Below are 12,674 nucleotides of genomic sequence, written 5' to 3' on the forward strand. Positions count from 1 at the left end.
AAAACAGGCATCAGGGTATAATCCGACTTTCGACGGCAAGCGCGACAGCAACACCTCCGGCACCGGCCCCCTTCAACCAAGGGAACTCAGACACGAGACGGCCACCTTCCCGCAAGGACTGCACACCAAATGTTCGCCCAAACAACTTGCCTGAAAAAGCAACCAGCCGCGTGCTCTGGTCCCCGGCTGCCCTGTTTTTCAATCTTCTTTTTTTGACTCTGAATTTTTGCCACCTGTGCTTGACTGCTGTCAGGCGCGCGGCGCATTTTGTTGACTGGTAGCTGATAGATATTCATAACAATTCCCGACATCTGGAGGTCTCATGCCTAGTGCCACGCCCGGCAAGTCCAAGAAGCCAAAAAAGCCGCAAACCACGCAGTCCAAAGCTGCCGTGATGCCGACAGCCAAAACGGCAGCGAAACCCGCTGCCAAACCGGCCGCAAGGCATGGCCCCCAGAACGTCAAGGTTGAAAAACCCGGAAAACCCGCCATATCCGTTAAAGCCAGTAGCCCGAATGCCCCGGTGAGCAAAAAGCCCCTGAAATCCGCGAAACCTGATACGTCCCTGAAGAAAGTCCCTGCCGTGCCGACAAAGTCCAGCCCCGAATCCAAGCCTGTTGCAGCCGTTGCCGACGTGCCCGTGAAGAAAAAACCGGGTCGCCCGCCGAAAAACCCTGCAGCAGCCGATAGCGCACCTGCAAGCACCGGCGCCAAGCGCGGCCGCAAGCCCAAGAACGCGGGCGCAGCCAAGGTCGGGGAAGACCTCGACCTGTCCGACATTGAAGAGGATCTGGTCGGCGAACCCGTTGCGGAGACCACCGAAAAGGTCAAACCGCTGCGCATGAAGATCAGCAAGGCCAAAGAACGTGCCTTGATGAAGGAATTTGGCCTGGACGAGACGGTGTTGTCGGAAGAGGACATGCTCAAGCGCCGCATGCGCCTGAAAACCCTGATCAAGCTCGGCAAAACCCGCGGCTACCTCACGCACGGCGAAATTTCCGATCACCTGCCCGACAAGCTGGTCGACGCGGAAACGCTGGAAGTCGTCGTCAACATGCTCAACGACATGGGCGTGGCCGTGTACGAGCAGGCGCCGGACGCCGAAACCCTGCTGCTGAACAACACCGGGCCGACCGTGGCCACGGAAGAAGAAGCCGAAGAAGAAGCCGAAGCCGCCCTGTCCACCGTGGACAGCGAATTCGGCCGCACGACCGACCCTGTGCGCATGTACATGCGTGAAATGGGCACGGTCGAGCTGCTGACCCGCGAAGGCGAAATCGAGATTGCCAAGCGCATCGAGGGCGGCCTCATGAAAATGATGGAAGCCATCTCGGAGAGCCCCGCCACCATCGCAGAAATCATGCGGCTGGGCGAGGAAATCCGCGAAGGCAAGATCGTGATCTCGACCGTGGTGGACGGTTTCTCCAACCCCAACGAAGCCGATGACTATGTGGCCGAAGAGGACTTTGACGAGTTCGACGAGGAAGACGACGACGATGGCAAGGGCGGCTCCAAGGCCCTGACCAAGAAACTCGAAGAGCTCAAAAAAGAAGCCCTCAGCCGCTTTGACAAAATTGCCAGCCTGTTCGAGAAGGTGCACAAGACCTACGACAAGGAAGGCTATGGCACCCCGACTTATGTGAAGGCGCAAAAGGCCTTGAGCGACGAGCTCATGACCGTGCGCTTTACCGCCAAGACCATTGAAAAGCTCTGCGACATGCTGCGCGGCCAGGTGCTGGACGTGCGCAAGAAAGAGCGCGAGCTGCGCCGCATCATCGTCGAGAAGTGCGGTATGCCCCAGGAAACCTTCATCAAGGATTTCCCGCCCAATCTGCTCAACCTCAAGTGGGTTGAAAAACAGGTCGCGTCGGGCAAGCCCTGGTCCACCGTGATGGCGCGAAATATTCCGCCGATTCAGGAACTGCAGACCAAGCTGGCCGAATTGCAGGCCCGCGTGGTGGTGCCGCTGGGTCAGCTCAAGGACATCAACAAGCGCATGAACGAAGGCGAGTCCAACTCGCGCGATGCCAAGAAAGAGATGATCGAGGCCAATTTGCGCCTGGTGATCTCGATTGCCAAAAAATACACCAACCGCGGCCTGCAGTTCCTGGACCTGATCCAGGAAGGCAACATCGGTTTGATGAAAGCCGTCGACAAGTTCGAATACCGCCGCGGCTACAAATTCTCGACCTATGCCACCTGGTGGATTCGCCAGGCGATCACGCGCTCCATCGCGGACCAGGCCCGTACCATCCGCATCCCGGTCCACATGATCGAGACCATCAACAAGATGAACCGCCTGTCGCGCCAGCATCTGCAGGAATTCGGCTTTGAGCCCGACGCCAGCATCCTGGCCGCCAAGATGGAGATTCCTGAAGACAAGATCCGCAAGATCATGAAGATCGCCAAGGAGCCGATCTCGATGGAAACGCCGATCGGTGACGATGATGATTCGCACCTCGGCGACTTCATCGAAGACAGCGCCAACACCGCACCGCTGGAGGCCGCAATGCAGGCCGGCCTGCGCGATGTGGTGAAAGACATCCTCGACAGCCTGACACCGCGCGAAGCCAAGGTGCTGCGCATGCGTTTCGGCATCGAGATGTCGACCGACCACACGCTGGAAGAAGTTGGCAAGCAGTTTGACGTGACGCGCGAGCGCATCCGCCAGATCGAAGCCAAGGCGCTGCGCAAGCTCAAGCACCCGAGCCGCAGCGACAAGCTGCGCAGCTTTATCGATACGCTGTAAAAAGCGGCTCGACGGGCCACAGCGGCCGGCACCTGTCAAAGGTGCCGGCCGCTTTTTTTTTCGATTGGCGCGAACTCGATATTCAGTCGGACAGTGCGCGCATTTCGCTGTACAGATCCGCCTTGCCCTCGAATCCGATGCCGGGCAAGGCGGGCAGCGTCACGTGGCCGTTCTCCGCCATCACACCGTCCGGGAAGCCGCCAAACGGCTGGAACAGGTCCGGATAGGACTCGTTGCCCCCCAGCCCGAGGCCCGCCGCAATATTGAGGGACATCTGGTGACCGCCGTGCGGAATGCAGCGGCTCGGGGACCAGCCATGCTCCTTGAGCATGTCCAGCGTGCGCAGGTACTCGACCAGGCCGTAGCTCAATGCGCAGTCGAATTGCAGCCAGTCGCGGTCCGGGCGCATGCCGCCATAGCGGATCAGGTTGCGCGCGTCCTGCATCGAGAACAGGTCTTCGCCGGTTGCCATCGGGTTCTTGTAGTAGTTGCGCAGCGTGGCTTGGAGCTCAAAATCGAGCGGGTCACCGGGCTCTTCGTACCAGAACAGGTCATACTGTGAGAGTGCCTTGGCGTAGGCAATCGCGGTGTCCAGGTCGAAGCGGCCGTTGGCGTCCACGCACAGCTTCTGGCCGTCCTGCAGCACTTCCATGATCGAGTCGATGCGGCGCAAGTCTTCATCGAGCGACGCGCCGCCGATCTTCTTCTTGACCACGGTGTAGCCCCGATCGATGTAGCTGCGCATCTCGTCTTTCAGCTTGTTGTGGTCCTGGCCTGGGTAGTAGTAGCCGCCGGCCGCGTAGACGAATATCTTGCGGTTGGGCTGGCCGTTGCCGTAGCGGTCGGCGAGCAGTTGAAACAGCGGTTTGCCTTCGATCTTAGCGACCGCATCCCACACTGCCATGTCGATCGTGCCGATCGCCACCGAGCGCTCGCCGTGACCGCCCGGTTTCTCGTTGGTGAACATCGTGTTCCAGATCTTGTGCGGATCGAAGTTGTTGCCGCTCGCATCGATGAGCGATTCAGGTGCCGCCTCCATCACACGGGGAATGAAGCGCTCACGCATGAGCTTGCCCTGCCCATAGCGCCCGTTCGAGTTGAATCCGTAGCCGACAACCGGCTTGCCGTCGCGGATCACGTCGGTGATGACGGCCACGAGGCTCAACGTCATCTTGCTAAAATCGATATAAGCGTTGCGAATAGGCGAGCTGATGGGGATGGTCTTTTCACGGATTTCAACGATCTTCACGGGTGACTCCTGAGTTTTTGAGAGGAGCCTCAATGGTCGGCGCTATCGACTTTTTCCGCCAATGCTCTTGTTCTCTGCTTCAATGCTTTGAAAGCACCGATGTTGAACTTTGTCTGGCTCGATGACTTCCGCACCCTGGCGGCCACAGGCAACTTCTCGAGGGCTGCTGAAGAAAGGCACATGACGCAGCCAGCATTCAGCCGCCGCATTCGTGCCCTTGAGGAATGGCTGGGGGCCGATCTATTCGACCGGACTACACAGCCAGCGAAACTCACCGAAGTTGGCGAGTGGTTTCGCGGCGTGGCAGACGAACTTATCGTGAGGGTTGCGCGCGTGCCGGGCGAGGCGCGTATCGTGGCCGAGGCAAGCTCGGTGACGCTTCGAATTGCGGCCACCCACGCGCTTTCGTTCACCTTTTTGCCGCGATGGCTGCGCAGCCTAGAATCGAGAATCACACTCGGCCCGGTGCAACTCGTCTCAGACGTATTGCAGCGATGTGAAGCCTTGATGCTTCAGAGCAAGGTCCAATTCGTCCTGAGTCATGCGCACCCTCAAGCGCAGGGCGCTCTGGACGTCGACACCTACCTGTCTGTCCAGATCGGCAAGGACACGTTGATTCCCGTGTCATCGCCCAACGACAAGGGCAAGCCGCTTCATCACCTTGCGCCTCAGTCTGGTTCGATTGTTCCTGTGCTTCAGTACACGACGGAGTCTGGCTTGGGACGCATTGTTCGCGCAGTCGTCGGTCGGCAGCTCGAATCCGTCCCCATACGGGTCGCTTTCACGGCGCACCTTGCGTCCGTATTGAGGACAATGGCCCTGGACGGGCGAGGAATTGCCTGGCTGCCGGAGACCCTGGTCGAAGAGGACATCACAGCGGGCCGACTCATTGCAGCAGCCGGAGACGATTGGAACATTCCGCTGGAGATTCGGCTTTATCGCGATCAGAGCCCGGCAGCAAGCGCTGCTGAAGCATTCTGGAGCACAGCCGCGGGTCGATAAAGGTCCGCACGGCGCCGGGGTGCCAACGCCTTGAGGTATGCGCTACGGCACCCATGGCGCAATGTTGCAACGTTGCAACGTTGATTTGGCTGGGCTGCGTGCAACATCGCGGCGGCGACACCCGTGACGGCAGCGCTTGTCAGTGAACAAGCGCGGCACTGGATCGACGACTCACCCCAAGGCAGCCGGCCCAATCGATTGAAACGTCACACCGGGTCCGTGCTGAACCGGTACACCGTGCGGCCCACCCGGCGCTGGCCGGGTACATGCACCGATGACGGAAATGCCGGCCGGTTGGGTGCGTTGGGATAGCCCTGTGGCTCAAAGCACAGCCCTTGCTGCTGGAAGTAGGTCCGGCCACCCTTGCCCGGGCCACCCGCCAACGGCTCTTGCGGCTGCAAGCCGCTGTAGAACTGCAGGGCCGGCTCTGTCGACCAGACTTCCATCACCCGGCCGCTTTCCGGCGCGCGAACGCGGGCGCACAGGGCCAGCGTGCCATCGGCGGGATGGTCCAGCAGAAAACAGCTGTCGTAGCCGTCCACCCCATCCCTCGGAGGCGTCCCGGCATCGGCCTGCGGCGTACCCGGCACCCGCGTATTGAGCGCGGTGGCCTGGCGGAGGTCAAAGGGGGTGCCCGCCACCGGCAGGATCTCGCCGGTGGCGATGAGGTCTGTTGTCATCCCGAAGTAGCGGTCCGCACAAATCATGACCTCATGACCCATCGCGCTACCGCTGGCCTCGCCATTCAAGTTGAAAAAAGCATGCGTGGTGAAACTGGCCACCGTGGGTTTGTCCAGGGCCAGGGCTTCATAGTCCAGCTGGAGCTCATTGGCTTCGGTGACGCTATAGACCAGGCGCAGCGCCAGCGTGCCGGGGAAGCCCTCTTCCCCGTCGGCAAATACATAGCGCATTTCCACGCTGGCATCGTCACGCTGAGCGGCATCGAAGACGCGAAAGCGCGACCCCTTCTGCCCGCCGTGCAGGCAATGGCAGCCGTTGTTGGCCGTCAGCACATGCCCGGTCCCGCCCAGTGTGAAGCGGGCATTCTCGATGCGCCCCGCATAACGCCCCACAAAGGCGCCCATGGACGCCGAGCCATTCACCACAGCCTCCAGGCTGTCATAGCCAAGCACCACGTCGTCCAGCAGGCCGTCACGGTCGGGCACCAGCAGCTGCTCGATCTTGGCGCCGTAACTGGTGATGCCCGCCACCATGCCCCGCTGATTGCGCAGCGTGAACAGCCCGACCGGTTTGCCATCGATATCGCCGCGAAAACGGGCAGGATCGAGCAGGACAGCGCCCGCGTGCGGTGGTGGCGATACGGGTTGGATCGGCGGCATGACAATTCCCCCTGGAGGCGAGTATTAAAAGGCCTGGTGCGAACCTGCCCACAGGCCGAAGCCTGTCACCTGTAACCTGTTACCTATCACTCCAGCTTGATACCCGCGTCTGCCACGACCTTGGCCCAGCGGGTTTTCTCGCGATTGAAAAAGTCGTCCTGCTGGGCTGACGTCATGGTCACCACTTCCGCGCCCTGCCCGGCCAGCTTGGCCCGAATGTCAGGACTGCGGATGATCTTGATGAGTTCGGTGTTGAGCCGGTTCACGATGGCGGCCGGTGTGCCGTTGGCCACCAGCAGCCCCTGCCAGGTTCCGGATTCAAAATTGCTGATGCCCTGTTCAGACAAGGTCGGGACGTTGCCGATCAGCGGCATGCGCGTACTCTTGGAAACACCCAGTATTTTGAGCTTGCCGCTCTGCACGTGCGGCAAGGTAGCCAGCATGCCATTCATCAGGACCTGGGTCTGGCCGGCGATGGTGTCGGTGATCGCTTGCGAGCCACCCTTGTAGGGGATGTATTGCCACTTGGCGCCACTGGCGCGCTCCACCGCGACCCCCGCCAGGTGCGGCGCGCTGCCCATGGCGGTCACCGCAAAATTGATATTCGACCGCTTCGACAACTCCACCAGCTCCTTGAGGTTGTTGGCCGGCACGGAGGGGTGCACCACCAGCAAATGCGGTGAATACGCCAGCATGGTCACGCCGCGCAGATCCCTGGAAGGATCAAAGCTCAGCTTGGTGTAGACCGACGGGCTGATGGCCAGCGCGCCGGTGTCGCAAAGCAGCATCGTATAGCCGTCGGGTGCGGACTTCGCCACAAAATCCGCGCCCAGGTTGCCGTTGGCGCCGGCCTTGTTGTCAACGATGACGCTTTGCTTGAGGGCGTCGGACAAGGGCTGGGCAATCGCACGCGCAATGATGTCCGACGATCCGCCCGGTGGGTAAGGCACCACCAGCCTGAGGGGTTTGAGCGGCCAGTTTGGCGTTTGCGCGCTGGCTGCGCCAAACCCCAGGGCCAGGGAAGCACCGACGAATTCTCTTCGATTGATGGACATGATCTTGCCTTCTCTGTTTGGAAAAAAACCAGCCGCAGCCTGCGGCCATGAACCTCTGAAATCAGGTGATGGGGCTGGGGCCTTCAGGCAATCTCATGGTTGGCCATCAGCTCCAGCGCACGCACCAGCGCGGAGTGATCGAGGTCCTGCATGCCGTTGGCGCTGCAGGCCTGCATCAATTGCGCCGCCCCTGCGGTTTGCGGCAGGGCCACACCCAGGGTTCTCGCGCCGGCCAGGGCCAGGCTCAAATCCTTCTGGTGCAGGCCAATCCGGAAGCCCGGTGCAAAAGTCCGCTTGATCATGCGTTCGCCGTGCACCTCAAGAATGCGGGAAGAGGCGAAACCGCCCATCAGCGCCTGGCGCACCTTGGCAGGGTCAGCCCCCGCCTTGCTGGCGAACAGCAGCGCTTCACCGACAGCGGCGATGTTCAGCGCCACAATGATCTGGTTGGCAACCTTGCAGGTTTGCCCGTCGCCATTGCCACCCACCAGCGTGATGTTCTTGCCCATCAGCTCAAACAGCGGCCGGACCCGTTCAAATACCGCGTCGGGACCACCCACCATGATGGTGAGGCTGGCGGCTTTGGCGCCCACTTCACCGCCCGATACCGGCGCATCGAGGTAGTCGCAATCCAGTGCATTGATTTTTTGGGCAAATTCCTTGGTCTCCATCGGCGAGATGGAACTCATGTCGACGACCGTCTTGCCTTTGGTCAAACCGGAGGCCACGCCGTTTTCACCGAACAGCACCTTGGCCACATCGGGCGTGTCGGGCAGCATCAGAAAAATGATGTCGGCCTGCTCGGCCACTTCGCGGATGGAACTGCAGGCTTTCGCCTTGCCCGTGAGCAGGTCGGCAGGTACCTTGCTGCGCGTGTGCAGAAAAACCTCATGCCCTGCGGTGATCAGGTGGGACGCCATCGGCGATCCCATGATGCCCAGGCCGATAAAACCAAGCTTGCTCATTTTGTGACTCCAGTCCAAGTTATTGAAGAAATATCCGTCATGCGCGGTAACGGTCGCGCAGGGCCTGCGTGGCCGAGCGGAAGGTGCCCAGGTCGCTGCCGACGCCCACAAAGGTGGCGCCCATCTCCATGTAGCGGCGCGCATCGGCTTCGACGGGTGCCAGGATGCCGATGGGCTTGCCGGCCGCCTTGGCATCGGCAAAAACGGCGGCAATGGCGGCCTGCACTTCGGGGTGGCCCGCATTGCCCAGGTGGCCCAGGCCGGCCGCCAGGTCCGAGGGGCCGACGAAGATGCAATCCACCCCGTCCAGCGCTGCAATTTCGCGCGTGGCGGCGATACCGGCAAGGCTCTCGATCTGCACCATCACGCAGATCTGCTCGTTGATCAGCTTCAAATAATCGACCACCGTGCCATACCGGTTGCTGCGCTGGGACACCGACACGCCCCGAATGCCCTGCGGCGGGTAACGCGTGGCAGAGACAGCGCGCCGCGCTTCATCGGCGCTCTCGACGAAGGGGATGAGGAAGTTGTAAAAACCGGCGTCCAGCAGCCGCTTGATTTCAACCACGTTGTTGGACGAAGGCCGCACCACGGGCGCAGTCACGCTGTCCTTGAGCGCCATCAGCTGCGGAATGAAGGTGGCCATGTCGTTGGGCGAATGCTCACCGTCCAGCAGCACCCAGTCAAAGCCGGCCACGCCGAGGACCTCGGTGGTTATGGCGTTGGACAGCGACGACCAGCAGCCGATCAGTTGCTTCCCGGCCAGCAGGTCGCGTTTGAAACTGTTGGGAAAGGATTGGTAAGGCGTGGTTTGGGTCATGTGAATTCTTCCTTGAAACTTGAGGCTCAGGTTCGGATCAGGTAATGGGTGCCGGATTGAAAAGCACCAGCGCGTTGTGCAGCTTCCAGTGCTCCGCCCAGGTTTTCTTGCGGCCACTGGCAACTTCCAGCATGAGATGGAAGAGCTCCCAGCCAAGCTCTTCGATGGTGGCGTCGCCGTCGGCAATGCGGCCGGCATTCACGTCCATCAGGTCGTGCCAGCGCCTGGCCAGGTCGCTGCGTGTCGCGACCTTGATCACGGGTACCTCGGCCAGGCCGTATGGCGTGCCGCGGCCTGTCGTGAAGACATGCAGATTCATGCCGGCAGCGAGCTGCAGCGTGCCGCAGATAAAGTCGCTGGCCGGCGTCGCCGCGTAGATCAGGCCTTTTTGTCTGACTTTTTCACCCGGCGACAGCACGCCGCTGATGGGCGCCGTGCCCGACTTGACGATGGAGCCCATGGCTTTTTCGACGATGTTGGACAAGCCGCCCTTCTTGTTGCCAGGCGTGGTGTTGGCGCTGCGGTCAACCCGGCCTTTTTGCAGGTAAGCGTCGTACCAGGCCATCTCGCGGATCATCGCTTCGGCCACTTCCGGCGTGGAGGCACGCGACGTAAGCTGATCAATGCCATCCCGGACCTCGGTGGTCTCGGAGAACATCACCGTGGCACCGGCGCGCACCAGCAAATCGGTGGCAAAACCCACCGCCGGATTGGCCGTCACGCCGGAAAAAGCATCGCTGCCGCCACACTGCACACCCACCACCAGTTCACTGGCGGGGACGGTTTCGCGCCGGCGGGCATCAAGCCGCTCCAGGTGCAGCAAGGCCGTCTCCATGATGGAGTCGATCATCGACATGAAGCCCACGTGGTGTTCGGATTGCAGGCAGACCACATCGAGCTCGGCCTCGGCGCTAATGCCCACATCGGCCACATTGCGTTCGTCGACGATCTGAATGGTGCCGGGCGGCAGCAGGCGCTCGGGCTGGAGCTTTTCGCAGCCCAGGCTCACCACCATCACCTCACCGCCAAAGTTCGGGTTGAGCGTGATGTTACGCAGGGTGCGGATCGGAATGATCGCGTCCGGGGCGTCGATGGCCACGCCGCACCCATAGGTGTGCTCCAGGCCCACCACATCATCCACGTTCGGGAAGCGCGGCAGCAACTCATCCTTGATGCGCTTGACGGCAAACTCCACCACGCCCGCCACACACTGCACGGTCGTGGTGATGGCGAGAATGTTGCGGCTGCCGACCGATCCGTCCGGGTTGCGGTAGCCCTCAAAGGTATAGCCCTCCAATGGCGGCAGCACCGGCGGCCGCACGGTGGCGATGGGCAAATTGTCGAGCTCGCGCGCCGAAGGCATCTCCAGCAGCCGCTCATGCACCCAGCTCCCGGCCGGGATGTCCTTGAGCGCATAGCCGATGGGCACGTTGTAACGCAGCACCGCGGTGCCCTTGGGCAAATCGACCAGCGCGACCTTGTGACCCTGCGGCACCTGCTCGCACAGCCGCAAACCGCTGTCAAATACCGTTCCTGCAGGCAGGCCGCCGTCGTTGGCCACGATCGCAACATTGTCATGATCGTGCATGGTGATGTACAGCGGCGCCCTCTTCGTCGCGGTGCCTGGAGCGGCCTGCGGCGCGGCCTTTGCTGCGGCCTGTGTGGGGGGATTGGGGGAGGTCATGGTGAAACTATCTTCTGACGAAAACGCTTACTTGTACAGCGCCGGCAGCCACAGCGAGAAGGCCGGCACGTAGGTCACCAGCAGCAGACAGACGCCGAGCGCGCCGTAGAACGGGCCGATCGAGCGCATCACCTGCCCGACCGAGATGCCGCCAATGGCGCAGCCGACGAATTGCACCGACCCGACCGGCGGCGTGTTCAGGCCCAACGCGCAGTTGATCAGCATCACGATGCCGAACTGCACCGGGTCCATGCCGAACTGCATCGCAATCGGCATGAAGATCGGCGTGCAGATCAGGATGGTCGCCGCCATGTCGAGAAAGGTGCCGAGGATGAACAGCAGCACGTTGATCATCAGGAAGATGACCCAGGGCTCGCTGCTCACCGACTTCATCAGCTCGCCGGTCAGTTGCGGCACCTCGTACAGCGCCATGAAGTAGCCGAAGGCGGCCGAGATGCCGATCAGCAGCAGGACCACACCGGTGGTCTTGCAGGCTTTGGCGCAAGCCTTGAGAAAGTTGTTCCACGTCAGCGTCTTGTAGACAAGCACTGTGATCGCCAGCGCCCAGGCGACCGCGATCGATGCCGACTCGGTGGCCGTGAATGCACCCGACAGGATGCCGGCGAGGATGATCACCACCACCAGCAGGCCGGGCAGCGCGGCGCCGAAGGCGCGCAACACCTCGCCCCAGCCGGGGAAGGCGCCGTGTGTCGGGTAGCCGCGCTTGACGGCCACGTAGTAGGCAGCGCCCAGGTTGCACAGGGTCAGGATCACCGCCGGAACCAGGCCCGCGAGGATCAGGCTCAGCACACTGACCGAGGCGATGCCCGAGGTGGCCAGCGTGAAGATGATCATGTTGTGCGAGGTCGGCATGATGGCGCCCACCAGTGCCGCGTGTGTGGTGACGTTGACCGCGTAGTCGGCGTCATAGCCTTCCTTCTTCATCAGCGGAATCATCACCGAGCCCATGGCTGACACATCGGCCAGCGGCGAGCCGGCGACGCCCCCGAACAGCGTGCAGCCGATCACGTTGCTCATGCCCAGGCCGCCGCGCACATGGCCGACCAGGCTGTTGGCGAAGCGCACGATGCGCTCGGCAATGCCGCCGTAGAGCATCAGCTCGCCGGCGAAGACAAAAAACGGAATAGCCAGGAACGAGAACACCTGCATGCCGCCGACCATTTTCTGGAACACCACCGCAATCGGCAGACCGGCGGCGATGATGGTGGCGACCGACGACAGGCCGATGGCAAACGCGACCGGCACGCCAATCACGAGGAAGAGCGTGAAGCTCAGGGCGAGTACGGTCAGTTCCATGCGGGCTCCACTACTTGGCCGCGCACCAGCGCGATCACATGTTCAATTGAAAACAGGACGATCAGCACGCCGGCAATCACCACCGGCAGGTAGTCGATGCCATCCGGGACGGGCAACATGGGTTTTTTCTCGCCCCATTTGGCGGCCATCCATAACCAGCCACCGTAGACCATCAGCGCACCGAAGCCGCCGACAAGAACATGAATCAGGATTTCGATGCGGTGCTGCCACTTCTCGGGCAGCAGCACAACGAGGGACTCCAGGCCAATGTGGCCGGCATCGCGCACACCGACCGCCACGCCGAATGCAGTGACGAACAGCACCAGCAACAGGGCCAGTGCTTCGGCCCATGTCGGCGTGTCATTGAAGACGTAACGTCCAATGACCTGCCACTGGACGCACAGGACAACCGCGAGCAGCCCGATCACGGCCAGGATCAGGCTGAGCTTGGACAGCATTGCGCAAAATTTTGTGTACATGGATTAATCTTTTT

At 61.5% G+C, this 12,674-nt stretch carries 10 protein-coding genes; 2 read left to right on the plus strand and 8 right to left on the minus strand.

The window, feature by feature from the left end; all coding sequences use genetic code 11:
* Nucleotides 1-322: 322 nt before the first annotated feature.
* Nucleotides 323-2,749, plus strand: a complete 2,427-nt coding sequence (gene rpoD / locus BPRO_RS15470; protein WP_086003095.1) for an RNA polymerase sigma factor RpoD — start codon at nucleotides 323-325, stop codon at nucleotides 2,747-2,749.
* An 82-nt stretch (nucleotides 2,750-2,831) separates the two neighbouring features.
* Here rpoD and BPRO_RS15475 read toward each other — a convergent pair whose 3' ends face one another.
* Nucleotides 2,832-3,998: a mandelate racemase/muconate lactonizing enzyme family protein gene (locus tag BPRO_RS15475; protein WP_011484007.1), complete on the minus strand. Its 1,167-nt coding sequence runs from the start codon at nucleotides 3,996-3,998 to the stop codon at nucleotides 2,832-2,834.
* A gap of 99 nt (nucleotides 3,999-4,097) precedes the next feature.
* On the opposite strand from BPRO_RS15475, the gene BPRO_RS15480 reads away from it, so the two are divergent.
* Nucleotides 4,098-5,000, plus strand: a complete 903-nt coding sequence (locus BPRO_RS15480) for a LysR family transcriptional regulator (RefSeq protein ID WP_011484008.1) — start codon at nucleotides 4,098-4,100, stop codon at nucleotides 4,998-5,000.
* Nucleotides 5,001-5,206: 206 nt separating this feature from the next.
* Here the strand turns inward: BPRO_RS15480 and BPRO_RS15485 are convergent, their stop codons facing one another.
* The 7 genes from BPRO_RS15485 to BPRO_RS15515 all read right to left on the minus strand — a co-directional run bounded on the left by BPRO_RS15485 (nucleotide 5,207) and on the right by BPRO_RS15515 (nucleotide 12,660).
* Entirely contained in the window at nucleotides 5,207-6,340 is a 1,134-nt protein-coding gene (locus tag BPRO_RS15485) for an aldose epimerase family protein (protein ID WP_011484009.1), read from the minus strand.
* 86 nt (nucleotides 6,341-6,426) lie between these two features.
* Entirely contained in the window at nucleotides 6,427-7,395 is a 969-nt protein-coding gene (locus BPRO_RS15490; protein WP_011484010.1) for a Bug family tripartite tricarboxylate transporter substrate binding protein, read from the minus strand.
* Between the two features lie 83 nt (nucleotides 7,396-7,478).
* Complete coding sequence (glxR, locus tag BPRO_RS15495; RefSeq protein ID WP_011484011.1) at nucleotides 7,479-8,360, minus strand: 2-hydroxy-3-oxopropionate reductase; 882 nt, start codon at nucleotides 8,358-8,360, stop codon at nucleotides 7,479-7,481.
* A gap of 37 nt (nucleotides 8,361-8,397) precedes the next feature.
* Entirely contained in the window at nucleotides 8,398-9,180 is a 783-nt protein-coding gene (garL, locus tag BPRO_RS15500) for a 2-dehydro-3-deoxyglucarate aldolase (RefSeq protein ID WP_011484012.1), read from the minus strand.
* 37 nt (nucleotides 9,181-9,217) lie between these two features.
* Nucleotides 9,218-10,768, minus strand: coding sequence for a galactarate dehydratase (garD, locus tag BPRO_RS15505; RefSeq protein WP_049764255.1), 1,551 nt, complete (start codon nucleotides 10,766-10,768; stop codon nucleotides 9,218-9,220).
* 123 nt (nucleotides 10,769-10,891) lie between these two features.
* Complete coding sequence (locus BPRO_RS15510) at nucleotides 10,892-12,181, minus strand: TRAP transporter large permease (protein WP_011484014.1); 1,290 nt, start codon at nucleotides 12,179-12,181, stop codon at nucleotides 10,892-10,894.
* Nucleotides 12,172-12,660: a TRAP transporter small permease gene (locus BPRO_RS15515; protein ID WP_011484015.1), complete on the minus strand. Its 489-nt coding sequence runs from the start codon at nucleotides 12,658-12,660 to the stop codon at nucleotides 12,172-12,174. Before BPRO_RS15515 ends, BPRO_RS15510 begins: the two co-directional genes overlap by 10 nt.
* Between the last annotated feature and the right edge of the window lie 14 nt (nucleotides 12,661-12,674).

It is taken from the genome of Polaromonas sp. JS666 (genome assembly GCF_000013865.1).
In the GTDB taxonomy this organism is placed as follows: Bacteria; Pseudomonadota; Gammaproteobacteria; order Burkholderiales; family Burkholderiaceae_C; genus Polaromonas.